At 70.4% G+C, this 26,296-nt stretch carries 20 protein-coding genes and 1 pseudogene; 11 read left to right on the forward strand and 10 right to left on the reverse strand.

Annotation, left to right across the window (positions count from 1 at the left end; translation table 11 throughout):
• Positions 1 to 13: 13 nt before the first annotated feature.
• Together OG966_RS14355 and iolC are read right to left on the reverse strand one after the other, a co-directional pair.
• Complete coding sequence (locus tag OG966_RS14355; protein WP_326649997.1) at positions 14 to 898, reverse strand: Cgl0159 family (beta/alpha)8-fold protein; 885 nt, start codon at positions 896 to 898, stop codon at positions 14 to 16.
• Complete coding sequence (iolC, locus tag OG966_RS14360; protein WP_326649998.1) at positions 895 to 2,001, reverse strand: 5-dehydro-2-deoxygluconokinase; 1,107 nt, start codon at positions 1,999 to 2,001, stop codon at positions 895 to 897. The genes OG966_RS14355 and iolC overlap by 4 nt, the downstream gene beginning before the upstream one ends.
• 128 nt (positions 2,002 to 2,129) lie before the next feature.
• Between iolC and OG966_RS14365 the strand changes: the two genes are divergently transcribed.
• The 3 genes from OG966_RS14365 (at position 2,130) to OG966_RS14375 (ending at position 4,244) form a co-directional block, all read left to right on the forward strand.
• Positions 2,130 to 3,041: a sugar phosphate isomerase/epimerase family protein gene (locus OG966_RS14365; RefSeq protein WP_326649999.1), complete on the forward strand. Its 912-nt coding sequence runs from the start codon at positions 2,130 to 2,132 to the stop codon at positions 3,039 to 3,041.
• A gap of 214 nt (positions 3,042 to 3,255) precedes the next feature.
• Positions 3,256 to 3,453: a helix-turn-helix transcriptional regulator gene (locus tag OG966_RS14370; RefSeq protein ID WP_326650000.1), complete on the forward strand. Its 198-nt coding sequence runs from the start codon at positions 3,256 to 3,258 to the stop codon at positions 3,451 to 3,453.
• Positions 3,454 to 3,659: 206 nt separating this feature from the next.
• Positions 3,660 to 4,244 (forward strand): GNAT family N-acetyltransferase, encoded by a 585-nt coding sequence (locus OG966_RS14375; protein WP_326650001.1) that lies wholly within the window; start codon positions 3,660 to 3,662, stop codon positions 4,242 to 4,244.
• Here OG966_RS14375 and OG966_RS14380 read toward each other — a convergent pair.
• Positions 4,234 to 6,588: an MMPL family transporter gene (locus OG966_RS14380; protein WP_326650002.1), complete on the reverse strand. Its 2,355-nt coding sequence runs from the start codon at positions 6,586 to 6,588 to the stop codon at positions 4,234 to 4,236. The genes OG966_RS14375 and OG966_RS14380 overlap by 11 nt on opposite strands.
• A gap of 163 nt (positions 6,589 to 6,751) precedes the next feature.
• Here OG966_RS14380 and OG966_RS14385 point away from each other — a divergent pair, with 163 nt between their 5' ends.
• The 3 genes from OG966_RS14385 to OG966_RS14395 all read left to right on the forward strand — a co-directional run bounded on the left by OG966_RS14385 (position 6,752) and on the right by OG966_RS14395 (position 10,279).
• Positions 6,752 to 7,516, forward strand: a complete 765-nt coding sequence (locus tag OG966_RS14385; RefSeq protein ID WP_326650003.1) for a TetR/AcrR family transcriptional regulator — start codon at positions 6,752 to 6,754, stop codon at positions 7,514 to 7,516.
• A 108-nt stretch (positions 7,517 to 7,624) separates the two neighbouring features.
• Positions 7,625 to 7,936 carry a heavy-metal-associated domain-containing protein gene (locus tag OG966_RS14390; protein WP_326650004.1) on the forward strand — a complete coding sequence of 104 codons (312 nt, stop codon included), beginning with the start codon at positions 7,625 to 7,627 and terminating at the stop codon, positions 7,934 to 7,936.
• A gap of 141 nt (positions 7,937 to 8,077) precedes the next feature.
• Complete coding sequence (locus OG966_RS14395; protein ID WP_406733879.1) at positions 8,078 to 10,279, forward strand: heavy metal translocating P-type ATPase; 2,202 nt, start codon at positions 8,078 to 8,080, stop codon at positions 10,277 to 10,279.
• Between the two features lie 380 nt (positions 10,280 to 10,659).
• Here OG966_RS14395 and OG966_RS14400 read toward each other — a convergent pair whose 3' ends face one another.
• The 5 genes and pseudogenes from OG966_RS14400 to OG966_RS14420 form a co-directional block, all read right to left on the reverse strand.
• Positions 10,660 to 11,949: a citrate synthase gene (locus OG966_RS14400; RefSeq protein WP_326650006.1), complete on the reverse strand. Its 1,290-nt coding sequence runs from the start codon at positions 11,947 to 11,949 to the stop codon at positions 10,660 to 10,662.
• A gap of 234 nt (positions 11,950 to 12,183) precedes the next feature.
• Positions 12,184 to 14,385 (reverse strand): annotated as a pseudogene (gene recD2, locus OG966_RS14405) (SF1B family DNA helicase RecD2); the annotation flags it as partial.
• A gap of 1,313 nt (positions 14,386 to 15,698) precedes the next feature.
• A complete protein-coding gene (locus tag OG966_RS14410) occupies positions 15,699 to 16,496 on the reverse strand; it encodes a sugar phosphate isomerase/epimerase family protein (protein ID WP_326655203.1) in 798 nt (265 codons plus the stop codon).
• Between the two features lie 74 nt (positions 16,497 to 16,570).
• Positions 16,571 to 17,713 (reverse strand): dihydrodipicolinate synthase family protein, encoded by a 1,143-nt coding sequence (locus OG966_RS14415; protein ID WP_442806701.1) that lies wholly within the window; start codon positions 17,711 to 17,713, stop codon positions 16,571 to 16,573.
• A complete protein-coding gene (locus tag OG966_RS14420) occupies positions 17,710 to 18,861 on the reverse strand; it encodes a Gfo/Idh/MocA family protein (RefSeq protein WP_326650007.1) in 1,152 nt (383 codons plus the stop codon). The genes OG966_RS14415 and OG966_RS14420 overlap by 4 nt, the downstream gene beginning before the upstream one ends.
• Before the next feature lie 138 nt (positions 18,862 to 18,999).
• Between OG966_RS14420 and OG966_RS14425 the strand changes: the two genes are divergently transcribed.
• The gene (locus OG966_RS14425) at positions 19,000 to 20,064 is read left to right on the forward strand and encodes a LacI family DNA-binding transcriptional regulator (RefSeq protein WP_326650008.1); all 1,065 of its coding nucleotides are present in this window, start codon (positions 19,000 to 19,002) and stop codon (positions 20,062 to 20,064) included.
• A gap of 66 nt (positions 20,065 to 20,130) precedes the next feature.
• Here OG966_RS14425 and OG966_RS14430 read toward each other — a convergent pair whose 3' ends face one another.
• Positions 20,131 to 21,954 carry a tetratricopeptide repeat protein gene (locus tag OG966_RS14430; RefSeq protein WP_326650009.1) on the reverse strand — a complete coding sequence of 608 codons (1,824 nt, stop codon included), beginning with the start codon at positions 21,952 to 21,954 and terminating at the stop codon, positions 20,131 to 20,133.
• Between the two features lie 128 nt (positions 21,955 to 22,082).
• On the opposite strand from OG966_RS14430, the gene OG966_RS14435 reads away from it, so the two are divergent.
• The 3 genes from OG966_RS14435 to OG966_RS14445 all read left to right on the forward strand — a co-directional run bounded on the left by OG966_RS14435 (position 22,083) and on the right by OG966_RS14445 (position 24,031).
• Entirely contained in the window at positions 22,083 to 22,244 is a 162-nt protein-coding gene (locus tag OG966_RS14435) for a hypothetical protein (protein WP_326650010.1), read from the forward strand.
• A gap of 81 nt (positions 22,245 to 22,325) precedes the next feature.
• Positions 22,326 to 23,261, forward strand: coding sequence for a bifunctional helix-turn-helix transcriptional regulator/GNAT family N-acetyltransferase (locus tag OG966_RS14440; protein WP_326650011.1), 936 nt, complete (start codon positions 22,326 to 22,328; stop codon positions 23,259 to 23,261).
• A complete protein-coding gene (locus OG966_RS14445) occupies positions 23,258 to 24,031 on the forward strand; it encodes a sugar phosphate isomerase/epimerase family protein (protein ID WP_326650012.1) in 774 nt (257 codons plus the stop codon). The genes OG966_RS14440 and OG966_RS14445 overlap by 4 nt, the downstream gene beginning before the upstream one ends.
• Positions 24,032 to 24,076: 45 nt before the next feature.
• Here the strand turns inward: OG966_RS14445 and OG966_RS14450 are convergent, their stop codons facing one another.
• A complete protein-coding gene (locus OG966_RS14450) occupies positions 24,077 to 24,991 on the reverse strand; it encodes an EamA family transporter (RefSeq protein ID WP_326650013.1) in 915 nt (304 codons plus the stop codon).
• A 112-nt stretch (positions 24,992 to 25,103) separates the two neighbouring features.
• Between OG966_RS14450 and OG966_RS14455 the strand changes: the two genes are divergently transcribed.
• Complete coding sequence (locus OG966_RS14455) at positions 25,104 to 26,009, forward strand: LysR family transcriptional regulator (RefSeq protein WP_326650014.1); 906 nt, start codon at positions 25,104 to 25,106, stop codon at positions 26,007 to 26,009.
• The last annotated feature ends 287 nt before the right edge of the window (positions 26,010 to 26,296 follow it).

A 26,296-nucleotide genomic window follows, 5' to 3' on the forward strand; every position in this document is an offset into this window, starting at 1 on the left:
TTCTCCGTACCCCCTACAGCAGTCCGACGGCCGTATCGACCGCCCCCGCGACGTCCCCGTCGACCGGGTAGAGCAGCGAGCGTCCCACCACCAGTCCCTGGACGGTGGGCAGTTGCAGAGCTCCACGCCATTTCTCGTAGGCCCCGTGCTGGTCGTCCCCGATCTCGCCGCCGAGGAGGACCGCCGGCAGGGTCGAGGTCTCCATCACGGCCGCCATGTCTTCGGGGTCGTCGGTCACGGGGACCTTCAGCCAGGTGTACGCGGAGGTGCCGGCCAGACCGGAGGCGATGGCGATCGACCGGGTGACGGCTTCGGCGCTGAGATCGTTTCGGAGGCGGCCGTCGATGCGGTGACATATGAACGGTTCGATGAAGACGGGAAGCCGACGTTCGGCCATCTCGTCAACGGCGCGGGCGGTGGCATGCAGTGTGTCGAGCGAGGCCGGGTCGTCGTAGTCGATACGGAGGAGGAGCTTGCCCGCGTCGAAACCGAGCCGGTCCAGGTCCTGGGCGCGGTGGCCGGTGAACCGGTCGTCGAGCTCGAAGGCCGCGCCCGCGAGGCCTCCGCGGTTCATCGAGCCCATCACGACCTTGTCCTCGAGGGCGCCGAGGAGGAGCAGGTCGTCGAGGATGTCGGCGGTGGCGAGGACGCCGTCCACGCCGGGGCGGGAGAGGGCGAGGCAGAGCCGCTCCAGCAGGTCGAGGCGGTTGGCCATGGCAAGGTGACGGTCACCGACGGCGAGGGCGCCACGGGCGGGGTGATCGGCGGCGATGATCATCAGCCGGCCGCTCTCGCCGATGAGCCGGGGCCGCCTGCGCCGCCGGGTGGCGGCCTCGGCGACGGCCTCGGGGTGCCGGGTGCGGATCCCGACGAGCTCGGCGATGTCGACGCGGCTCACGATGCGGCTCCGGGCGGGACGAGGGGTGCGCCGGAGTGCGGGGGCGCCTCGCCGATGGGCGGGATCGAGGCTCCGGGCGGGATCGAGGCTCCGGGCGGGATCGATGGTCCGGGCGGAACGGGGGCGCCGGGCGGGATCGATGGTCCGGGCGGAACGGGGGCGCCGGCGAGGACCTGGTCGACCTCCGCGGCGTACGGCATCGCGGTGGAGCAGGCGAGGCGGGCGGCAACGATGGCTCCGGCCGCGTTGGCGTACCGCATGACGCGCTCCAACCCCCAGCCCGACAGCAGCCCGTGGCAGAGCGCACCGCCGAACGCGTCGCCCGCGCCCAGACCGTTGACCACCTCGACGGGGACGGGTGGGACCTCGGTCTGTGTCCCGTCGCGGTGAACGGCGAGGACGCCCTTGGGTCCCTGCTTGACGACGGCGAGTTCGACCCCGGCGGCAAGGAGCGCACGCGCGGCGGCGTACGGCTCGCGCTCACCCGTGGCGATCTCGCACTCCTCGAGATTGCCGACGGCGACGGTGGCGTGTGCGAGGGCCTGCGTGTAGTACGGCCGCGCCTCGCCCGGATCTCCCCAGAACATGGGCCGCCAGTCCAGGTCGAAGACCGTGGTGCCGGACTTGGCGCGGTGGGCAAGCGCGGCCAGCGTCGCGGTGCGGCTCGGCTCCGCGCACAGGCCCGTGCCGGTCATCCAGAAGACCCTCGCCTCGCGGATCGCCGCCAGGTCCAGCTCGTGCTGGTGGATCTCGAGGTCGGGTGCTTTCGGCAGCCGGTAGAAGTAGAGCGGGAAGTTGTCCGGAGGGAAGATCTCGCAGAAGGTGACCGGGGTCGGGTACGCGGCCACCGGAGTCACCCAGCGGTCGTCGACCCCGAACTCCCCCAGTGCCTGGTGAAGATAGTCACCGAAGGCGTCCTGCCCGGTGCGGGTGATCACCGCCGTCCGCCGGCCGAGCCGGGCGGCACCCACCGCGACATTCGTGGCCGAGCCGCCGAGGAACTTCCCGAACGTGTCGACCTGCGCCAACGGGACCCCGGTCCGCAGCGGATAGAGGTCCACGCCGATCCGGCCCATCGTGATCACGTCGTACGGCTGAGGCATACGCGTCCCTTCGGTTCGAGCCGGCTGTCCCCAGGTGTAGTGCTCCCCACTGAACCCTGTCAACATTTTGTCCTTACATTCGGACGAAGCCTTGACACCTTTCTTCGACGGCCGGAAAGCTGACCCGCATGACCTCCTCAGCCCCCGCCCTGAACCGCATCCGGGTCGGCTCCGCCCCCGACTCCTGGGGGGTGTGGTTCCCCGACGATCCTCATCAGGTTCCCTGGCAGCGCTTCCTCGACGAGGTCTCTGACGCCGGGTACGAGTGGATCGAGCTCGGCCCGTACGGCTATCTCCCGAGCGATCCCGCCCGCCTCACCGCGGAGACCGCGCGGCGCGGGCTGAAGGTCTCGGCCGGCACGGTCTTCACCGGGCTGCACCACGGACCGGCGGTCTGGGAGAAGACCTGGGCTCATGTCTCGGACATCGCGGCACTCACCCGGGCCATGGGCGCGGACCATCTGGTCGTCATCCCCTCCTTCTGGCGCGACGACAAGACCGGCCGGGTACTGGAGGACCACACCCTCACCCCGGAGCAGTGGCGCGATCTCACTACCCAGACAGAGCGGTTGGGCCGCGAGGTGCGCGAGCGCTACGGGCTGAAGATCGTCGTCCACCCGCACGCGGACACCCATATCGACAGCGAGAGGAACGTCAGCCGTTTCCTCGACGCCACCGACCCGGACCTGGTCTCGCTCTGCCTGGACACCGGGCACTACGCCTACTGCGGCGGCGACAGCGTCAAGCTGATCGAGACCTACGGGGAGCGGATCGGCTATCTCCACCTCAAGCAGGTGGACCCCGAGATCCTGGCCGAAGTGGTCGCGGACGAGGTGCCGTTCGGACCGGCCGTCGGCCGGGGCGTGATGTGCGAACCGCCGTCCGGTGTGCCCGCGCTGGAGCCCGTACTGACCGCGGCCCAGGCACTCGACGTCGACCTCTTCGCCATCGTCGAGCAGGACATGTATCCGTGCCCGCCGGACAAGCCCTTCCCGATCGCCGAGCGGACGCGCGGTTTCCTGCGCTCCTGCGGCGCCTGATACTCACGCACCACTTCTGTCACGGTTGTCGACTTCTCATCACGCATGTCCTGATTACGCGGGGCTTCTGTCACAGGCGATCAACAGGCCCATTCCGCCTCTCACTCGCGTCGTTCAACGGGCACAGGCTCAGTGATCACCAGCGTCCGCGCCGCAGCTCACCCGACGGCCCCCCGCGCCGCGGCTGCCGCGCACGCAGGGAGGTGGCACCACCATGGCGGACAGAAAACTCTGGTCCTACAAGGAGATCGCCGCGCACATCCAGGTACAGCCGGACACAGTCCGTTCGTACCGCAAGCACGGCCTTCTCCCGCCGCCCGACCATGTGGAGGCCGGCAAGCCCTACTGGCACGCGGACACGATCCGCGTCTGGGTGGCCAATCGCCCCGGGAACAGGGGTCGCATGGACTGAACGTCAAAAGGGCTGAGAGCCCACGGACCGGGAACCGCTGATCCGGAGCCACCGGGCCCCGCGCCGCGTGCGTGCGGGGCCTGGGCCGTTCGCGGGTCTCCGAGGAGCATCACCAGTTCCTCGGACTTCGCCATCCACGGCTTCCGTCGTCGCGGTCCTCTCTTAATCGGTTGCTCCCTCCCGGGGCATGTCCCGACAATCCCCCAGTGACTCAGCAGCCGACCACAACCTTCTCCGTCAAGCCCACCCTCGTTGGCGAGAAGGTGATTCTGCGTCCTTTCACCGGCGCGGATGCGCCCGCCATGGCCGCGATTCTGGGCGATCCCGAGGTGAGTCTCTTCACCGGGTCGGCCCCCGGGGGTGAGCTGGACCTGGAGCGGCTGCGCGCCTGGTACGGGACGCGCAGCGACCAGAACGACCGGCTCGACCTCGCCGTGGTGGACCGGGTCGGCGGCGAGGTCGTCGGTGAAGTCGTCCTCCATGAGTGGGAGGCGCACAACCGCAGCTGCCGCTTCCGCACCCTGATCGGCCCGAAGGGATGCAATCGCGGCCTGGGCACCGAGGCCACCCGACTGGTGGTCGGGCACGGCTTCGAGCAACTGGGCCTGAACCGGATCGCTCTGGGCGTCTTCAACTTCAACCCGCGAGCGATCCGGGCCTATGAGAAGGCCGGCTTCGTGGCGGAGGGGACCGAGCGCGAGGCGCTGTTCCACGAGGGCGAGTGGATCGACGCCACCTGCATGTCGATCCTGGCCCGGGAGTGGTCGGCCCACCGCGGCGTCAGGCCTTGATCCTGTCCCGTACCGCGTCGGGATCCGAATCCGGTTCCGAACCGGGATCCAGTGCTGGATCGGGCTCGGGATCCGGCCGCGGCACAGGCTGCGATATCTCCCCCTCGCTCAGCCCGAACCGTTCATGGAAGCGGCGCAGCGGCCCAGGGGCCCACCAGGTCGAGGCGCCCATCAGCTTCATCACCGAGGGGACCAGCAGGCTCCGCACCACCATGGCGTCCATCAGCACCGCCAGCGCGATTCCGAGTCCCAGCATCTTGGTGTTGGTCACCCGCGAGGTGCCGATGCCCACCATCACCACTGCGAGGATCACGGCTGCCGCGGTGATCAGTCCGCCGGTGCGCTGAAGCCCGAATCTCACCGCGTGTTCATGGTCGCCGGTGTGGTCGTACTCCTCCTTGATCCGGGAGAGCAGAAAGACGCCGTAGTCCATGGAGAGCCCGAAGGCGATGCAGAACATCAGGACGGGCAGCGTGGTCTCGATGTCTCCAGTGGATGTGAAAGAGAGCAGCCCGGAGAGGTTGCCGTCCTGGAAGACCCAGACCACAGCCCCGAACATCGCCGTCAGGCTCAGGGCATTGAGCACGACTGCCTGGATCGGGATGAGCACGCTGCCGGTGAGCAGGAAGACCAGCAGCAGAGTCACCACGACGATGATCCCCAGCGCCAAAGGCAGCCGGTCCGCGATGGCGGCCTTGGAATCCTCCAGCACGGCGGCCCTCCCGGTGACCGAGGTCTCGAACGGGGCCGGTACCGCGCGCAGGTCATGGACGAGCTGCTGGGCTCCCTCCCCCACCGCCTCGCCCTTGGGCTGCACCGTGAAGTAGGCGGAGGAGCCCGAGATGACGGGCCCGTCGACCCGCAGCACGCCCGGGAGGGCGGCGATGCGGCCGCGATACTCGGCGTACGCGGCAGCGGGGGTCGCCACCGCCCCGGTGGATCCGGCGGCCCGGGCGCCCGGGGTCGCCTCGGCGTACACCTCGAGTCCGCCGGCGGGGCTGCCGGGGAAGCCGTCCCGTATCTGCTGCTGCACCACATGGGACTCGGCGGTCGAGGGCAGCTGACGGTCGTCCGGGGTACCGAACTTCACGCCCAGGAAGGGCAGTCCGAGCAGCACCAGACCGGCGACGGTGGCGAAGGCGAAGAGCGGGGCGCGGCGCATCACCAGACCCGCGAGGCGGGTCCACCCCGCACCGGCCTCCCCGGACCCGGTCTCCCCGGCCTCGTTCGCTCCGGCCCCGGTCTCCCTGGCCGCGCCGGTCGGCGTGCGCTTGGTCCGCCCGTGTCGCAGGAGGCGGCGCAGGTCCAGCGCGTTGACCCGGTGGCCCAGCAGCATCAGCGCGGCAGGCAGCAGGATCAGCGCGGCGCCCGCGGCCAGCAGCACCACCGCGATCCCGGCGTAGGCGAAGGAGCGCAGGAAGTACTGCGGGAAGACCATCATCGCGGCCAGCGACACGGCAACGGTCAGCGCGGAGAAGAGAACCGTGCGGCCCGCGGTGCGCAGGGTGATGCCCACCGCCTGCCGCACCTCGGCACCCGCGGCCAGCTCCTCCCGGAACCTGCGCACGATGAACAGGGCGTAGTCGATGGCGAGTCCGAGTCCCAGGGCCGTGGTGAGGTTCTGCGCGAAGACCGAGACATCGGCGAATTCCGTGATGCCGCGCAGCACGGCATTCGTGCCCAGGATGGCGACGATGCCGACGCCCAGCGGCAGCAGCGCCGCGATCGCGCTGCCGAAGACCATCACCAGCAGCACCAGCGTCACGGGCAGCGCGATCATCTCGGCCCGCAGCAGGTCCTCCTGGATGATCGTCGTCATCTCGTGCTGCACACCGATCGGGCCGCCCACCGAGACTTCCACCGGACCCCGCGCACCCCGGTAGTGGGGAGCTATTCGCTCCAGTACCTGGGCCGAGGTCTTTTCGTCGCCCTCGACACGGGCCGCGATCAGCGCCTGCCGCCCGTCCTCGGCGCGCAACGCGGGCGAGCCTGTCTGCCAGTACGAACCGACGCCCGTGACGCCCTTCTCGGCGGCGAGCCGCTCGCTGAGCCGGCGCCCCTCGGCGGCGACCGCCGGAGCGTCCACATTCGCGCGCCCGCTGTCCACGAGCAGCAGGAGATTCGGCTGGGAGGCGGGAAACTCCCGCTCCAGCGCCTCTTTCGCATACGTCGACTCGGCGCTCGGGTCCTGCCAGCCACCGCTGCCCATGCGGTCGGCGACCCCGCTTCCGGCGAACACGGCAAGTGCGGTGAGGACCAGGGCAGCCAGCAGCGAGAGTCGCGGCCGCGCGGTCACGAACCGGGTCCATCCCCCCACCGGCGGCGGGCTGTTGACTTCGGACATGGTGCGGTGTCCCCTTCACCTGGCCCATGCGCAGGCTCCCCGGCAGGCAGCATGGGTCGACCATTGCCATAGACTGGCAAACACGAGCTACCGCTCGCATTAATCAAGAATGCGAGCGACTGCTCGCGTTTGTCAACCGCCGCCAGGAAGCTGGGTATTTCACGTGCCGGAGCCCACGACCCCGGAGCCGGCCGCGACCCGGGAGCCCGCGACCCGGGAGCCGGCCGCGACCACGAGGGCCGCCAAGCCGCGCCGCCGCCAGGCCCGCGGGGAGCGCCGCATCGCCCAGCTCCTCGACGCCGCCGCGAACGTCTTCTGCACCACCGGCTACACCGGGGCCAGCACCAACGCCATCGCCCGCGAGGCCGGTGTCTCCCCCGGCACGCTCTACCAGTTCTTCCCGAACAAGGAGGCCATCGCCGTCGAGCTCGGCGGCAGGCTCCTCGAGCGGTGGCGCGAGTCCCACGGCACGGCCCTGGCGGCCGCCAACCTCGACCTCCCGCTCGACCAGCTGCTGGACGCGGTCCTCGATCCGCTCTTCGCCTTCAACCACGAGAACCCCGCCTTCGCCGCCCTGGTGCACGGCCCAGACGTCCCCGGCCGGATCACCCAGGAGTTCAATGCCCTGCACGCGGCGCTGATCACCCGGATCGAGCAGATCGTCGCGAGCTTCCTCCCCGAGGCCCCGCCCGCCGAGCTCGCCCGCACAGCGACCATGATCTTCGCCATCTTCAAGGCGGGCCTCGACCTGGTCCTCGCCCACGAGGGCGAGGAGCGGCAGGCGTACATCACAGAGCTCAAGAAAGTCATGTTCCGCTATCTGGCCCCCATCGTCGGTGTCTGCCCGGCGGGGCAGCAGGCCGGACAGCGGGCCGAGGAGTGGACTGATGAGCAGCACGGCGCGCGACGGGGTCCGCATTCGCATTAATACCCCCTAGGGGTACAGTCTGAGGTGTATCAGGAAGCCTCGGGATTCCCGCGGCCCTCCGGCACACCATGACCTCGTACGTGTTGCACCCTCGAAGAGGAGAACGCCATGACCGCCGAGACGAAGACCGGGACCGAGACCGCCCGGACGACCGGCTGCTGCGGCGGCGGCGCCTGTGGCACCGGCTCGGCCGACGTGCAGATCGGCGGCGTCACCACCGTCTACCAGGTCACCGGCATGACCTGCGGTCACTGCGAAGGCGCCGTCTCCAGCGAGATCTCCGGGCTGCCGGGCGTCGTCTCGGTGAAGGCGGTCGCCTCCACCGGTCAGGTGACCGTGATCTCCGAGGCCCCGCTCGACGACGCCATGGTGCGCGAGGCCGTCGACGAGGCCGGGTACGAGCTCGTCGGCCAGGTCTGAGTTCGAGTACTCACCTCCGCACCCGCAGCGCCCTCCCGCCGGGTCGTACCCGACCAGTCCGACACTGGTCCCGTACGGCCCGGCCCCGTTTTCTGGAGTTCCGAAGTGGATACACCCCAGGTCGAGCTCACCATCGGCGGGATGACCTGCGCTTCCTGCGCGGCTCGCGTCGAGAGGAAGCTGAACCGCATGGACGGCGTCAGCGCCACCGTCAACTACGCGACCGAGAAGGCGAAGATCTCCTATCCGCACGACATGGAGGTCACCGATCTCATCGCCACCGTGGTGAAGACCGGCTACTCGGCCGAGCCGCCGCCCGAACCCGAGCCGGACTCCGCCGTTGATTCCGGGGCGGGGCGGGCCGTGGACTCCGGAGCGCGACCCGACCCGGAGGCGGCCTCCCTCCGCCGGCGCCTGATCGTCTCCGCCGTGCTCGCGGCGCCCGTCGTCCTCATGGCGATGATCCCCGCCCTCCAGCTCGACAACTGGCAGTGGCTCTCGCTCACCCTCGCCGCCCCCGTCGTCGTCTGGGGCGCGCTGCCCTTCCACCGGGCCACCTGGACCAACCTCCGGCACGGCGCGGCCACCATGGACACCCTGGTCTCCGTCGGCACGCTCGCGGCCTTCGGCTGGTCGCTGTGGGCGCTCTTCCTCGGGGACGCGGGCATGCCCGGGATGCGCCATGGCTTCGAACTCACCGTCACTCGCGCCGACAGCACATCGACGATCTATCTCGAGGTCGCCGCCGGCGTGGTGACCTTCATCCTTCTCGGCCGCTATCTGGAGGCACGCTCCAAGCGGAAGGCGGGCGCGGCCCTGCGCGCCCTGCTGGAGCTGGGCGCCAAGGATGTCGCCGTACTGCGCGGCGGCACGGAGACACGCATTCCGGTCGGTCGGCTCGCCGTCGGCGACCGTTTCGTCGTACGTCCCGGAGAGAAGATCGCCACCGACGGCAGCGTCGTCGAGGGCACCTCCGCCGTGGACGCCTCCATGCTCACCGGTGAGTCCGTGCCGGTAGATGTGACCGCGGGCGACCCGGTCACCGGCGGCTGCGTCAACACCGCCGGCCGACTGGTGGTGGAGGCCACCCGGATCGGCGCCGACACCCAGCTCGCCCGGATGGCCCAGCTGGTGGAGGACGCCCAGAACGGCAAGGCCGAGGTACAGCGCATCGCCGACCGGATATCGGCCGTCTTCGTCCCCGTCGTACTTCTGATCGCGCTCGGCACGCTGGTGGCCTGGCTGCTCGCCACGGACGATGCGACCGCGGCCTTCACCGCCGCTGTCGCCGTACTGATCATCGCCTGCCCGTGCGCCCTGGGGCTCGCCACGCCGACCGCCCTCATGGTCGGTACAGGACGCGGCGCACAGCTCGGAATCCTGATCAAGGGCCCGGAGGTCCTGGAGTCCACCCGCAAGGTCGACACGGTCGTCCTGGACAAGACGGGGACAGTCACCACCGGCCGGATGCGCCTCCAGCGGGTGTACGTCGCCGAAACCGCCGAGGAGCATGAGCTGCTGCGCTTCGCGGGCGCACTGGAGCACGCCTCGGAGCACCCCATCGCCCGCGCCGTCGCGGCGGGCGCCGAGGAGCGGGTCGGCACGCTCCCCGTCGCCGAAAGCTTCGAGAACGTCCCGGGCCTCGGGGTACGCGGCGTCGTCGAAGGACACGAGGTGCTGGTCGGGCGGGCGCAGCTGCTCACGGAGGCGGGCGTTGAGCTGCCCGACGAGCTCGCCTCGGCCGCGGCTCAGGGAGGTACGGCGGTCTTCGCCGCGCTGGACGGCAAGGCGCTCGGCGTTCTCACCGTCGCCGACGCGGTCAAGGACACCAGCGCCGAGGCGGTCGCACGGCTGCGGGCCCTCGGCCTCACCCCGGTGCTGCTGACCGGCGACAACAAGGCAGTCGCCGAGTCGGTCGCGGCCGAGGTCGGTATCGACGAGGTGTACGCCGAGGTCATGCCCGAGGACAAGGTGGACGTGGTCAGGCGCCTCCAGGCCGAGGGCCGCAGCGTCGCCATGGTCGGTGACGGCGTGAACGACGCGGCCGCGCTGGCCACCGCGGACCTGGGCCTGGCGATGGGCACGGGCACGGACGCAGCGATCGAGGCCGGCGACCTGACCCTCGTACGCGGGGACCTGAGGGTTGCAGCCGACGCGATCCGTCTCGCACGCCGGACTCTGACCACCATCAAGGGCAATCTTTTCTGGGCTTTCGGCTACAACGTCGCCGCGCTGCCGCTGGCGGCATCCGGCCTGCTCAACCCCATGATCGCGGGATTCGCCATGGCCTTTTCATCCGTATTTGTGGTGACCAACAGCCTGCGGCTGCGCTCCTTCACGTGACTACAAATAGGTCACAAGACCTTCACAAGGAGACCTAGATCACAGATATTTAGGGGTAACCATTGCGGCTCCTCGCGAGTCTAAATGGGCGATGCCGAGAACGTCTTGGGGGACGTTCATGGGATGTCTTGGGGGACGTCCCAGGCAAGCGTTGGCCGGGGCACGTGCCCGGGGAGCTTTGAGCGGCCCTCCCGTACGTACCCCGGCAGACCGCGTGAGGAGCTTCTGCGGCCAGCAGACGCCCGGCCGGATCCCGTGGGGGGAATCCGCTCCGGGGAAATGGGAAGCGCCCCGCCCGCCGACCCGTGGGGGGATCGGCAGCGGGGCGCTTTCCGCTGTCCGCGCCGGTTACCAGGCGCGGACACGCATACGCACGGGTGTCAGCGAGCCTCGACCGGTACGAAGTCGCGCAGGACCTCGCCGGTGTAGATCTGGCGCGGGCGGCCGATACGGGAACCCGGCTCCTTGATCATCTCGTGCCACTGGGCGATCCAGCCGGGCAGCCGGCCGATGGCGAAGAGCACGGTGAACATCTCGGTCGGGAAGCCCATCGCCCGGTAGATCAGGCCGGTGTAGAAGTCCACGTTCGGGTAGAGGTTGCGCGAGACGAAGTAGTCGTCGGAGAGCGCGTGCTCCTCCAGCTTGAGCGCGATGTCGAGCAGCTCGTCGGACTTGCCGAGTGCCGAGAGGACATCGTGCGCCGCCGCCTTGATGATCTTCGCCCGGGGGTCGAAGCTCTTGTAGACGCGGTGGCCGAAGCCCATCAGACGGACGCCGTCCTCCTTGTCCTTCACCTTGCGGATGAAGGAGTCGACGTCGCCGCCGTTGGTCTGGATGCCCTCGAGCATCTCCAGCACCGACTGGTTGGCGCCACCGTGCAGCGGGCCCCACAGGGCGCTGATGCCGGCGGAGATCGAGGCGAACATGTTCGCCTGCGAGGAGCCGACCAGACGCACGGTGGAGGTCGAACAGTTCTGCTCGTGGTCCGCGTGCAGGATCAGCAGCTTGTCGAGCGCCGACACCACAACCGGGTCCAGGTCGTACTCCTGCGCGGGGACCGAGAAGGTCATCCGCAGGAAGTTCTCCACGTACCCGAGGTCGTTGCGCGGGTAGACGAAGGGGTGGCCGATCGACTTCTTGTAGGCGTACGCCGCGATCGTCGGCAGCTTGGCGAGCAGCCGGACCGTGGAGAGATGACGCTGCTTCTCGTCGAACGGGTTATGGCTGTCCTGGTAGAACGTGGACAGCGCGCTGACCACGGAGGACAGCATCGCCATCGGATGGGCGTCCCGCGGGAATCCGCCGTAGAACCGCTTGACGTCCTCGTGCAGCAGCGTGTGCTGGGTGATCTCGCTCTTGAAGGCCGACAGCTCGTCGACCGTCGGAAGCTCGCCGTTGATCAGCAGGTACGCCACCTCGAGGAAGGTGGAACGCTCGGCCAGCTGCTCGATCGGGTAGCCGCGGTACCGCAGGATGCCCTGCTCGCCGTCGAGGTAGGTGATCGCGGATTTGTAGGCGGCTGTATTGCCGTATCCACTGTCCAGGGTCACCAGACCGGTCTGGGATCGGAGCTTCCCGATGTCGAAGCCCTTGTCGCCGACGGTGCTCTCGACCACCGGGTAGGTGTGTTCACCGTCCGCGTACCGCAGTACTACAGAGTTGTCGCTCACGTCATCCCTCACCGACGTAGTGCCTCTTCTTCGAGGTGCCCTGACTGTCTCTACCATCCCCCATTTGGCTCAGGAGAGTGCACTCGGGGTCGACCATTGGGCCTATCGGCGGCACTCAGTGCCGCCAACCTGCTCATCTTGCCCCCTTCGCCCCGCTTCCGGAAGCCAGGGGTGCCCTTTGCCACCCCACGGGCCCCAGGTGTCACACCCGGCCGGCGCAGCGAACCCCGCTCAGCCGCCGGTCAGCCGGTGGTCGAGCGCGGTGAAGCGTCTGCCTGCGGAAACAGTGCGCACCGCCTGCCCGATCGCCTTGCGGGAGCCGACCAGCACGACGAGTTTCTTGGCCCGGGTGACGGCCGTATAGAGGAGGTTCCGCTGGAGCATCATCCAGGCCCCGGTCGTGACCGGGATCACCACCGCCGGGTATTCGCTGCCCTGTGAGCGGTGGATGGTCACGGCGTAGGCATGGGCCAGCTCGTCCAGCTCGTCGAAGTCGTACGGAACCTCCTCGTCCTCGTCCGTCAGCACCGTCAGCCGCTGGTCGTCCAGCTGGAGCGAGGTGACCACGCCGACCGTGCCGTTGAAGACGCCGTTCTTTCCCTTCTCGTAATTGTTGCGAATCTGGGTGACCTTGTCGCCGACGCGGAAGACGCGGCCGCCCAGGCGCTTCTCCGGAAGGTCGGGCCTGGCGGGCGTAATCGCCTGCTGGAGCAGGCCGTTGAGCGTGCCGGCGCCGGCCGGGCCGCGGTGCATGGGTGCCAGCACCTGCACATCACGCCGCGGATCCAGGCCGAACCGGGCCGGGATGCGGCGGGCCGCCACATCCACTGTGAGCTTTCCCGCGTCCTCCGTCTCGTCCTCCACAAAGAGGAAGAAGTCGGAGAGACCCGAAGTGATGGGCTGGACACCGGAGTTGATGCGGTGGGCGTTGGTGACGACACCGGACTGCTGGGCCTGGCGGAAGATCCGGGTCAGCCGGACGCTCGGTACGGGCCCGCCGTCGGCGAGCAGGTCGCGCAGCACCTCGCCGGCGCCGACGCTGGGCAGCTGGTCCACATCCCCCACCAGCAGCAGATGGGCGCCGGGAGAAACAGCCTTGACCAGCTTGTTGGCGAGGAGCAGATCGAGCATGGACGCCTCGTCGACCACCACCAGATCCGCGTCGAGCGGCCGGTCCCTGTCGTACGCCGCGTCGCCGCCGGGCCTGAGCTCGAGCAGCCGGTGCACGGTGGACGCCTCGGCGCCGGTGAGTTCCGCGAGCCGTTTGGCCGCGCGCCCGGTCGGTGCGGCCAGCACCACCTTCGCCTTCCTGGCCCGGGCCAGCTCCACGATGGAGCGGACGGTGAACGACTTGCCGCAGCCGGGACCGCCGGTCAGCACGGCGACCTTCTTGGTGAGCGCGAGCCTGACCGCCGCCTCCTGCTCGGGCGCGAGCTCCGCGCCCGTACGCTCCGCGAGCCAGGCCAGTGCCTTGTCCCAGACGACGTCCTGGAAGCCGGGCATCCGGTCCTCGGCGGCTCCCAACAGCCGACGCAGCTGGGCGGAGAGAGAGATCTCGGCCCGGTGGAAGGGCACCAGATACACCGCGGTGACCGGCTCGCCGCCGTCCGGCGCCGGCACCCTCTCCCGCACGACCCCTTCATCCTCGCCCGCGAGCTCGGCGAGGCACTCGATGACAAGGCCGGTGTCCACCTGGAGCAGCTTCACCGCGTCGCTGATCAGCTGCTCCTCGGGCAGGAAACAGTGCCCTTGGTCGGTGGACTGCGACAAGGCGTACTGCAGCCCCGCCTTGACCCGCTCCGGGCTGTCGTGCGGTATGCCGACCGCCTGCGCGATCTTGTCGGCGGTGAGGAAACCGATGCCCCAGACGTCGGCGGCGAGGCGGTACGGCTGGTTCTTCACGACCGAGATCGAGGCGTCCTCGTACTTCTTGTAGATGCGCACCGCGATGGACGTGGAGACGCCGACCCCCTGCAGGAAGACCATGACCTCCTTGATGGCCTTCTGCTCCTCCCAGGCCACGCCGATCAACTTCGTCCGCTTCGGGCCGAGTCCGGGGACCTCGATGAGCTTCTTCGGCTGCTGCTCGATGATGTCGAGCGTGTCGATGCCGAAGTGCTCGACGATGCGCTCGGCGATCTTGGGGCCGATTCCCTTGATCAGGCCCGAGCCGAGATAGCGGCGGATGCCCTGGATCGTGGCCGGCAGGACGGTCGTGTAGTTCTCCACGGTGAACTGCTTGCCGTACTGGGGGTGGGAGCCCCAACGGCCCTCCATACGCAGCGACTCGCCCGGCTGCGCGCCGAGCAGCGAGCCGACCACCGTGAGGAGATCGCTGCCGCGTCCCGTGTCGACCCGGGCGACCGTGTAGCCGTTCTCCTCGTTGGCATAGGTGATCCGCTCGAGGACGCCTTCGAGCACTGCTGGATTGGACATGATCCGACGCTACCGCCGGGGTCCGACAATGCGGAGGGCCTGTGGACAACTCGGGCCCGTCGCGGGCCCGGGCAGTCAAGGGGGCCCGGCCGAACGACCGGGCCCCTCGCACTCCCCCTCCGTCAAAGCTCCCTGATCCCCCCAGATCCCTCCCCGGGAGCTTTGATGACAGGTAGACCCGCGTCACGCGGAAAGGGTTGTACGACTTCGGGCAGTTATTTTTCCGGAATCCCGGAAGTCGACAAAGCGGTCTGATCCAGGGCGTTCCGGCCCAGCGCGAGTGCGGGCGCCCGAGGTGCGGGGCCCCCACCCCGCCCCTTCCCGAAACTGTGGGCGGTGCCCCCAGGCCCCCTGGGGCTGACGCCCCCACGCCCCCGGACCGGCAGCTTCGCGCCGCGACGGCCTGGGGCCTTCAATCTCGTGGGGTGCGCCGGCTGCGCTCCGCCGCAGGCCCGAAGCTGGAGCTGATGCCCCACACCCCCAGAGCGGCAACTTCACGCCGCCACAACGGGACGTTCCGGCGGCTCCGCCGCGAGCCGCCCGGCAGCGTGGCCTCGGCCCCTCACATCACCGGGTGCGGCCACCCGAGGGCCCAGGGCCCGCCCTGACAGGGGGACGCGCAGGGGTCGGCGTCGCAACTCGCGCGCGAAGCGCGGTGAGGAAAACAGTCCACGGACAGCCACCGGCCCAGGACCGGACACGCCGACCGCCCGCATCCGGCGGCAGCGCCGCCTCGCCCACCTACGGCCACCGGCTCCGCGTCACGACCCCTCACACCCAGGAGCGCAGCCACCCGAGAGGCCCCGCCCTTGCCCCCTGACAGGGGGACGCGCAAGGGTCGGCGTCGCAACTCGCGCGCGAAGCGCGGTGAGGAAAACAGTCCACGGACAGCCACCGGCCGAAGACCGCACACGCCGACCGCCCGCATCCGGCGGCAGCGCCGCCTCGCCCACCTACGGCCACCGGCTCCGCGTCACGACCCCTCACACCCAGGAGCGCAGCCACCCGAGAGGCCCCGCCCTTGCCCCCTGGCAGGGGGACGCGCAGGGGTCGTGTCCGGGACGTAAAGCGTCGCAACTCGCGCGAAGCGCGGTGAGGAAAGCAGTCCCGGACACGAGCCCCGGAGCGGACCCCGGACGGCCACCCGCCCAAGACCGGACACGCCCAAGCACCCAAAACCCGCACCCCGCAAGGCACCACACCCCGGCCCCGCACCCCGCCAGGGAACCCGCACCCCGGGACCAAGCCCCGCAAGCACCCGCCCCGCCAGGGACCCGCCCCCGCAAGCACCCGCCCCGCCAGGGACCCGCCCCCTACGCCACGTGCTCCCCGTACCGCCTCACCGTTTCCCCCAGGACCTCCACCCCGTCCCGCGCCCACAGCCCCCCGTTGAACAGCTCCACCTCGATCGCGCCCCCGTACCCCGCCCCCTCCACCCGTTCCCGCCACTCCCGCAGGTCGATCGCCCCGTCCCCGATCTGGCCCCGCCCGTCCAGCACCCCCGCCGGCAACGGCGTCGTCCAGTCCGCCAGTTGGAATGCGTGGATCCGGCCCGACGAGCCCGCCCGCGCCACCGCCGCCGGGGCCGTGTCGTCCCACCAGATGTGGTACGTGTCCACCACCACGCCCACCTGCGACGCCGGGAAACGCTCCGCGAGGTCCAGCGCCTGCGTCAGCGTGGAGACCACGCACCGGTCCGCCGCGTACATCGGGTGCAGCGGCTCGATCGCCAGCCGTACGCCCCGCTCGCCCGCGTAAGGAGCCAGCACGGCGAGCGCGTCCGCGATACGTGACCGCGCCGCCGCCAAGTCCCGGCTGCCCGGCGGAAGTCCGCCCGAGACCAGGACCAGCGTGTCCGTGCCGAGCGTCGCCGCCTCGTCGATCGCCGCGCGGTTGTCGTCCAGCGCCCGCGCCCGCTCAGCCGCCTCGATCGCCGTGAGAAAGCCGCCACGGCACAGACTCGTGACCGCCAGCCCCGCGTCCCGTACGAGCTTCGCCGCCGCCTCGACCCCGTACGCCCGCACCGGTTCGCGCCACAGCCCCATCCCCGGAATGCCGAACACCGCACATGCGTCGACGAGTTCGGGGAGGGTGAGCTGCTTCACCGTCATCTGGTTGATGCTGAAGCGCGTCAGGTCGACGGCATCCGGACCGGTCACCGGGCGGCTCCGTACATGTTCACCGGTCACTGCGCGACTCCGTACATGTTCAGCAGGGATTTCATACGGGACTCGGCCAGCGCCGGGTCCGGGAACAGGCCGAGCCCGTCCGCCAGTTCGTAGGCCCGGCAGAGGTGCGGCAGCGAGCGCGCCGACTGCAGGCCGCCCACCATCGTGAAGTGCGACTGGTGTCCGGCCAGCCAGGCCAGCAGCACCACACCCGTCTTGTAGAAGCGCGTCGGCGGCTGGAAGAGATGGCGGGACAACCCGACCGTCGGGTCGAGGCGTTTACGGAAGCCGCAGACATCACCTGTGTCGAGCGCCCGTACCGCATCCGCCGCCAACGGCCCCAGCGGGTCGAAGATCCCGAGCAGCGCATGGCTGAAACCGCGGTCGTCGCCCGCGATCAGTTCGGGGTAGTTGAAGTCGTCGCCGGTGTAGCACCGCACACCTTCGGGGAGTCGCCGGCGCAGATCGATCTCGCGCTGGGCGTCCAGCAGCGAGATCTTGATGCCGTCGATCTTGTCCGGATGGGCGTGGATGACGTCGAGGAGGACCGAGGTGGCCGCGTCCAGGTCGGCGGACCCCCAGTAACCCTCGAGCGCCGGGTCGAACATCGGCCCCAGCCAGTGCAGGATCACCGGCTCGGACGCCTGGCGCAGCAGATAGGAGTAGAGGTCCAGATAGTCGTCCGGAGTACGGGCCGCCGCGGCCAGGGCACGGGATGCCATCAGGATCGCCTGCGCGCCCGTCTCCTCGACGAGCGCGAGCTGTTCCTCGTACGCGGCGCGGACCGCCATCAGGTCGGCGGGCCCCGTCAGCTGATCCGTGCCGACACCGCACGCGATCGCGCCGCCCACCGCCTTCGCCTCCGCCGCCGAGCGCCGGATCAGCTCCGCCGCGCCCGCCCAGTCCAGGCCCATCCCGCGCTGCGCCGTGTCCATCGCCTCCGCCACGCCGAGTCCGTGCGCCCACAGATGGCGGCGGAAGGCGAGCGTCGCGTCCCAGTCCACGGCGGCGGGCGCCCCCCACGACGTATCCGCGTACGGGTCGGCGACGACATGCGCTGCCGAGAAGACCGAACGAGAGGTGAGCGGTGCTTCTCCCGCGGCGAACACGGCCGGTTCGGTGCTGGGTTCGTACACCCCGTGCAGGAGCCTGATCGTCACAGCGACAGCTCCGGTACGTCGAACCGGCGGCCCTCGGCCGAGGACTTCAGGCCCAGCTCGGCGAGCTGCACACCACGGGCGCCCGCCAGCAGGTCCCAGTGGTACGGCTCGCCGAGCGCGACATGGCGCAGGAACAGCTCCCACTGCGCCTTGAAGCCGTTCTCGAACTCCGTGTTGTCCGGCACCTCCTGCCACTGGTCACGGAAGGATTCGGTCGCGGGCAGGTCGGGGTTCCACACCGGCTTCGGGGTGGCGGAGCGGTGCTGGACGCGGCAGCGGCGCAGGCCCGCGACAGCCGAGCCGTGCGTGCCGTCCACCTGGAACTCCACCAGTTCGTCGCGGTTCACGCGTACCGCCCAGGAGGAGTTGATCTGGGCGACGGCCCCGCCCTCCAGCCGGAAGATGCCGTACGCGGAGTCGTCGGCGGTCGCGGCGTACGGCTTGCCGCGCTCGTCCCAGCGCTGCGGGACATGTGTGGCGACCTGCGCCGTCACACTCGTCACCCGGCCGAACAGTTCGTGCAGTACGTACTCCCAGTGCGGGAACATGTCGACGACGATGCCGCCGCCGTCCTCGCTGCGGTAGTTCCAGCTCGGGCGCTGCGCCCCCTGCCAGTCGCCCTCGAAGACCCAGTATCCGAACTCGCCGCGCACGGACAGAATGTCGCCGAAGAAGCTGCCGTCCACGAGCCGCTTCAGCTTCAGCAGCCCCGGCAGGAAGATCTTGTCCTGGACGACGCCGTGTTTGACGCCGGCGGCCTCGGCGAGGCGGGCCAGCTCCAGTGCGCCGGCCAGGTCGGTCGCGGTCGGCTTCTCGGTGTAGATGTGCTTGCCGGCGGCGATGGCCCGCTTGATCGAGGTGACGCGGGCGGAGGTGACCTGCGCGTCGAAGTAGATGTCGACGCTGTCGTCGGCGAGTACGGCGTCGAGGTCGGTCGACCAGTGCGAGAGGCCGTGCCGTTCGGCGATCACACGCAGCGCGTGCGCGCGGCGGCCGACGAGGACCGGCTCGGGCCAGAGCAGCTCGCCGTCCCCGAGGTCGAGGCCGCCCTGTTCGCGGATCGCGAGGAGGGAGCGCACCAGATGCTGGCGGTATCCCATCCGGCCCGTGACGCCGTTCATGGCGATCCGCAGTGTCCTGCGTGTCACGAAGTTGCCTCCATGTCCCCTCGATGGTTCCGAGTTCCCTCGATTTGACAGTAGCAAGCGCTTTCTACACGGTATGAAGCTAGCCTGCCGACAGTCGCCCGGACAAGGGCTCGGTTCCATCTCCCGCGGAGGAAAGCGATGACAGTCACCCTGGCGGATGTGGCGGCGCGCGCCCGGGTGTCCCCGGCCACCGTCTCCCGTGTGCTCAACGGCAACTACCCGGTCGCCGCGTCGACGCGGGAACGGGTGCTGCGCGCGGTCGACGAGCTCGACTACGTACTGAACGGCCCCGCGAGCTCGCTCGCCGCGGCCACCTCCGACCTGGTCGGCATCCTCGTCAACGACATCGCCGACCCGTTCTTCGGGATCATGGCCGGGGCCGCCCAGACCGAGATCGGCGGACAGGAGGGGTCCGGACGGGCCGGCGGCGAGAAGCTGGCCGTCGTCTGCAACACCGGGGGCTCACCGGAGCGCGAGCTGACCTATCTCACCCTGCTCCAGCGGCAGCGGGCCGCGGCCGTGGTGCTGACCGGCGGCGCGCTGGAGGACCCGGGCCACATCGCGGCGATGACCGCGAAACTGGCGAAACTCGCGGACGCCGGCACCCGCGTGGTGCTCTGCGGGCGGCCGCCGCTGCCCGGCAGCGACGCCATCGCCGCCGCGCTCGCCTTCGACAACCGGGGCGGCGGACGGCGGCTCACCGAGCATCTGCTCGCGCTGGGCCACCGCACGATCGGGTACGTCGCGGGGCCCGCGGAGCGCACCACGACGCGCCACCGCCTGGAGGGCCACCGGGCCGCGCTGGCCGCCGCCGGACTTGACGAGAACCAGGACCGGCTCACCGTGCACGGTCCGTACGCCCGCCGCTCCGGCTATGACGCGGCACTCGAACTGCTTCGCCGCGAACCGGGGTTGACGGCGATCGTGGCCGCCAACGACACGGTCGCACTGGGCGCCTGCGCGGCCCTGCGCGACCAGGGCCTGCGCATCCCGGAGGACGTCTCGGTGGCCGGCTTCGACGACCTCCCGTTCTCGGTGGACGCGGTGCCCGCGCTGACGACCGTACGACTGCCGCTGTACGAGGCGGGGGCGCGGGCGGGCCGCCTGGCGATGGGCAAGGAGGCGCCGCCGCCGGGGGGCATCGCGACGATCGGCGCGGAGCTGATGGCACGGGCGTCGACGGCTCCGCCGCGGAAAAGGTGAGCGCGGGAGCCGGGTGAGCGAGCGCGGCACCATGGCGACCGGATCCGGAGCCGGGTGAGGCGCGGGCTACTGATCGATGGCGAGCGAGCACTCCTCGACAGCCCGGCGCACCGCGTCGGCCGCGTCGGCCGCCAGCAGGCCGTCGACCGACAGAACGTCCTGAAGGGGTTCGATCACCGAGCTCAGAACAGCGTCGCGCTCTTCCTGCGGGACCAGCGCGACGCCCTTGCGCAGTGCTGCCAGACCCTCCGCCCCACGACCGGTCAGCAGCAGCGTGTCCGCCAGGTCGAACAGTGGCCACGAGTCATTCGATCCGGTGTCCTGCACCGCGAAGAGCGCCAGGTGTTCCAACTGTCCGAAGCGTCGGAGCGCGGGGGCGGTGTCCGTCCTGCGCAACCCCGCCAGGAGGAGTTCGATCCTTGCCACGTTCATCAGCGGATAGGTGCTGTTTCCGCTGAGTCTGCTCGCCTTCTGGTAGCAGGAGAGTGAGCGCTCCAACAGGGCGGTGTCGAAGGCCCCTTGTGTGCCGCCCTTCCGCGCGAGCCTGCGGTGGAGGCCGCCGAGCGTCGCCCAGGTCTCGGAGTCCTGGTCGTCCAGCGCGACGGCCCGGTCGAACGCCTCGACGGCCGCCTCGTCGGACGTACCTCTCTTGCTCAGCGTGAGGCCGATCTCCCGCCAGGCCGGAGCGAAGTCCTCCTTCAGCTGGGCGGACACCTTCAAAGGCGCCTCCGCCTCCTCGTACCGACCCTCCTTGCGCAGCGCCACGCCCAGCTCGAAGTGGGCCCGCCAGCCGGCCGGGTTGCGGGAGACCGCCTGCTGAAGCAGTTCGATACGGCGGGCCCGCGAAGGACTCTTCAGGGCAGCGCCGATCAGGTCCTCACCCTGTTGCTCACGGAGGCCGCGGATCTCCTCCTGGAGGGAGTCGTGTTCGGCCCGCGTGATGAGCATGAAGGCCGCGCCGTCGCGGACCGGGCTGTCCACCCGCGACGGGCTCCGCAGTCCGCCCACGGCCGCCTCGGTGATCTGGCGGATCGACTCCTCCAGCTCGTCCGGCATCGGACCGTACGGGATGACCCGGCTCGAGGAGGCGTTGAATCTGACGTCGCCCACGTTCTGGCAGATGGGGATGGTGACACCGTCCCGCAGCGCCCAGCGGACCCCGAGCTCCAGATAGACGTTGGCGTTGGCACCGCTGAGGTCGGCGATGTAGACATCGGCGTCGAACGCCTCGGAGAACATGGAGCGGTGGATGGCACCGGTCGCCGTCTTCTCCTTCTCGATGACGAGTGCGGTGCGGCGCCCCAGGTGTTCGCCGATGCGCTCGGCGACGGGTTCCAGGAGGCGTCTCCTGATCTCCGGGATGCTCGACCAGGCCGCCGATTCGCCCATCGTGGACCCCGGCATGGCAACGAAGATGCGCACTTCTCGTGGGTCGCTCACGGTCTCTCCACCCGCTACTGGCCGCTCTGCCCGCTCCGGCCGGTCCGCCCGGTCCAGCTGCTCCGGCTGCTCCACCTGGTCCGGCTGCTGGTCCGTCTCGTCGGCCTCGGCCGGTGAACTGCCCTGGGCGCGCTTGTTCGTGGTCTGCAACAGCTGGAGTTCTCGCCAGCGCGAGCGCCATACTTCGAGCTCCGGATCCTGTCGCGTGACGGAGCGTCGGCGGCCGTCGTGGGCGATCAGGGTCTGCACCAGGGCCATCAGGAAGTCGAGGCCCGGCAGCCGCTTGCCGGTGAGCACCTCGCTGACCGCGGATGCCGACAGCGGACGGCTCGGCGGCGCGTGGCGCTCGATCAACCGGAGGGAGGGATTGCCGTGCTCGATCCGCAGAACGGTGAGGTCGTGGGCGAGTTCGGCCAGCGCCTGAGTGAGTTCGTCATCTCCCTGTGCCACAGGCACCAGGCTAGGGTCCGCGCCCCCGGACGACGACGTACTTGCCCGAACACCGCCGCACGTACGCCTCTCTACGGGTTCGTTCGTCCCGTGGTGGGGCCGGCCGGGCGGCCCCGTGCACTGGATCCATGACGAACAACAACAGCACTCTCGACCTGATCGCGCTCCTGTGCCTGATCGCCCTGGCGACGGTCGTCTATATCGCCACCGGACCGGAGGCCTTCGCCGCCGTGACGGGCGTGGGCGTGGGTCTGTTCACCAGCTGGCGCGGTCGGCGCGACCGCGAATGACGAGGGGGAAGCTCAGCGCTTGCGGGGGCCGGGACCCCGCCGTACCGTTGACTCAGTCAAGGGAATAGCTCGGAGCAGCTCATGCCGATCCATGAAATCCGCGCCTTCAACCGCTTCTACACCAACCTCATCGGCGCGCTCGACTACAGCAAGCACCTCTACACCCCGTACACGCTGACCGAATCGCGTGTGCTGTACGAACTCGCCCACAGCCCCCGTACCGACGCCGCCGATCTGCGCGCCGAACTCTCGCTCGACGCTGGCTACTTGAGCCGGCTGCTGGCCAAGTTCGAGCGGAACGGGCTGGTCGTGCGGGCGCCTTCCGATCTCGATCCGCGGCGGCAGCGGATAACCCTCACCGCCCGCGGGCGAGAGGCCGCGGCCCTCCTCGACGAGCGGTCGCGGGAGGCCGTGGGGGCGATGCTCTCCAAGGTGCCGTCGGACGAGCGGCCGCGGCTGGCCGGGGCGATGCGGACCGTACGCGAGATCCTCGGCCGCGGCCGGCCCGCGCACCGCGAGGGCCCGGTGCTGCGCGAGCCGGGTCCCGGCGACCTCGGCTGGATCGTGCAGCGGCACGGCGCGCTGTACGCCGCCGAGTACGGCTGGAACGCCGACTTCGAGGGCCTCGTCGCCCGGATCGTCGCGGACTTCGCACAGGACCACGATCCCCATCTGGAGCGGGTGTGGATCGCCGAGCTGGACGGGCGTCCGGTGGGCTCGGTCATGTGCGTACGGGACGACGCGCCCGCCACCGCCCGGCTGCGGCTCCTGCTCGTCGAGCCGGAGGCCCGTGGTCATGGCATCGGCGATCAGCTGGTCCGCTGCGTCGTGGACTTCGCGCGCGACGTGGGGTACCGGGAACTGGTGCTGTGGACCAACGACGTACTGGCCGGGGCCCGCCGGATCTACCAGCGGGAGGGGTTCACCCTCGTCGCCGAGAAGCCGCACCGTTCGTACGGCGCGGATCTGGTCGGCCAGGACTGGCGGCTGCCCCTTCAGGAAGGAACGATCAAGTGAGGTATGCCTTCTCGACGCTCGGTGTGCCCGGCATGCCCATCCCCGACGTGGTGCAGCTCGCCGCCGACACCGGATACCAGGGGGTGGAGCTGCGCGCCCACCCCGAGGAGCCGGTACATCCCGGCATCCCCGTGCGGGAACGGGCCGCCGTGGCCGGGGAGTTCGAGCGGGCGGGCGTGGAGATCCTGACCGTCTGCGGATACGCGCGCGTCGCGGCGGCGGACGACGAGCGGGTGAGCGAGGAGATCGACGAACTGCTCCGGCTGGCCAGGGACTTGGGAGCACCGTACGTACGCGTCTTCCCCGGCGGCGGCGACCAGGACCCGGCCGTCGCCGACGCCACCGCCGCCCGCCGGCTGGGCGCGGCCGCGGAGACCGCGGCGGGCCTGGGCGTACGGATCCTGCTGGAGACCCACGACTCGCACCGCACCGGCGCCGCCGTGTCCCGCCTCCTGGGGCCGGTCGGGCATAAGCACGCGGGCGCGCTCTGGGACGTACTGCACCCCTGGCTCGCCGGTGAGGACCCGGCCACGACGCATGCCGCGCTCGCCCCGTTCCTCGGCTATGTGCAGGTCAAGGACGTCGCGTCGGCCGAGGACCACACGCCGGTCGCGCTCGGCACCGGCGTGCTGCCGCTCGCCGAATGCCTGGCTACGCTCACCGAGGAGACATGGCTGTGCTGGGAGTACGAGAAGCGCTGGCATCCGCAGGCGGCGGAGCTGCCGCGGCTGCTGGCGCCCGGGCGGGAGTATCTGGAGAACCTGGCCTGACGAAGCGTGCTCGCGGGCCGGCTCCCCGCGGGCGAGCCTCGCGCTTCAGGAGGGCTCCAGCGCACGGGTCCGCTCCGGCAGTTCCGCCCGCGGGGTGGCAGGGGCGCGGCGGCCGCCCAGCGAGGTCAGCGCCACCCCGCCGACCAGCAGGACCGCCGCGCCCCAGCGCAGCGGGCTCACCGGCTCGTCCAGCAGCAGCGCCGCGGAGGACATGCCGAAGACCGGCACCAGCAGCGAGAAGGGCGCGACGGACGAGGCGGGGTAGCGGCGCAACAGGAAGCCCCAGGCGCCGAAGCCGAAGACCGTGGCGCCCCAGGCGACGTAGACGATGGTTCCCGCCCCGCTCCAGTCCAGCGAACGCAACGCGTCCAGATCGGCCGTCGGGCCTTCGAAGAGCAGCGAGAGCGCGAGGAGCGGCAGTACGGGCACGGTGGACACCCAGATCATGAAGTTCAGCGCGTCCGGCGGGGACGCTTTGCGGGTCAGCACGTTGGACACGCCCCAGCAGGCGGCGGCCGCGATGACGAGCACGAAGGCGAGGACGGGTCCCGAGGCGCCTTCGTCGACCGCCGCGACGGCGATACCGGACAGGGCAACGCTCATACCCAGCACCTTTGTCCTGCCCGGGCGTTCACCGAGGACGACGGCGGCGAAGACCGCCGTGAAGACGGCCTGGATCTGCAGGACGAGCGAGGACAGGCCGGCCGGCATACCCCGGTCCATCCCGATGAAGAGCAGCCCGAACTTGGCGACACCCAGGGCCAGTCCGACGCCGACCACCCATTTCCAGGCGACCTTCGGGCGTCCCACGAAGAAGACCGCCGGCAACGCCGCGACCAGGAAGCGGAGGGCGGAGAAGAGCAGGGGCGGGAAGTGGCCGAGCCCGAGCTCGATGACGACGAAGTTCACTCCCCAGACCGCGGTGACCAGGACGGCGAGTGCCATGTGTGCGGGACGCATGGATCGAGGATCACCGGTCTTGACCGTTTAGCACCAGCGATGGTTTCTTCATGGTGGAATTGAGCGTTGCTTACGAATGCCTGCTGAGGCTCCGACGAAAGGGAGAGCGGTCATGCTCGATCTGGGACGACTGCGCGCGCTGCACGCCGTATCCGTGCACGGTTCCGTGGCCGCTGCGGCGATCGCCCTCGGGTACACCCCGTCCGCCGTGTCGCAGCAGATCACCAAGTTGGAGCGGGAGACGCGCACGACTCTGCTGGAACGGCAGGGCCGGGGAGTGGCGCTCACCGACGACGCACGTCATCTGGCGGCCACCGCACAGAAGTTGCTAGCGATCGTCGAGCGCGCGGAGACCACACTGGAGGAGCGCAGGGGGCGGCCGACGGGGCGGCTCGCCATCGGCGCCTTCGCCACCGCCGCCCGCGGTCTGCTGCCGGGAGTGCTCGCCGAGCTGGGCCGCGAGCACCCCGGACTCGACGCCCGGATGACCGAGGTCGACCCGCATCTCTCCATCGACCTGGTGGCCCGCGGCATGATCGACGTCGCTGTCGCACACGACTGGGACATCGCACCACTGCCCGCGCCGGAAGGGGTGGAGCAGGCGGTGATCGGCGATGACCTGTGCGATCTGCTGGTGCCGGAGGAGCATGCGCTGGCGGGGCGCGCGTCCGTGCGCCGCGAGGAGCTGGCCGGCGAGCGCTGGATCTGCCAGCCGCCCGGCACGGTCTGCCACGACTGGCTGGTCCGTACGCTCCGGGCGTCGGGCTGCGAGCCCGATCTGGCCCACCGGGCCGAGGAGTACCACACCCAGCTCGCACTGGTCGCGGCAGGCCTTGGCATCGCGATGATCCCGCGCCTCGGCCGCGGAGCGCTGCCGGCGGGGGTGCGGGCGGTCAGCCTGGACCCGGTGCCGAAGCGTCGCCTGTACGCCCTGTGGCGCACGGGCGCGGCGCGTCGCCCCGCGATCACGGCAACGGTGGAGGCGCTCCAGCGGCGCTGGGTGGTCGCGACGCGGTGACGGGGCGTGGAGTTTCCCCCACCCCGCCCCTTCCCGAAACTGTGGGCGGTGCCCCCAGACCCCCCGGGGCTGACGCCCCCACGCCCCCGGAGCGGCAGCTTCACGCCGCGGTGCGACGGCCTGGGGCCTTCAACCTCGTGGGGTGCGCCGGCTGTGCTCCGCCGCAGGCCGGAAGTTGGCTTCGCGCCGCGACGGCGGGACGTTCCGGCGACAGCGCCGCCTCACCCACCTACGGCCACCGGCTCCGGGCCGCGGCCCTTCGCACCGCTCGGGTGCGGGCACCCGAG

The sequence above is a fragment of the Streptomyces sp. NBC_01750 genome (assembly GCF_035918095.1).
GTDB lineage: Bacteria > Actinomycetota > Actinomycetes > Streptomycetales > Streptomycetaceae > Streptomyces.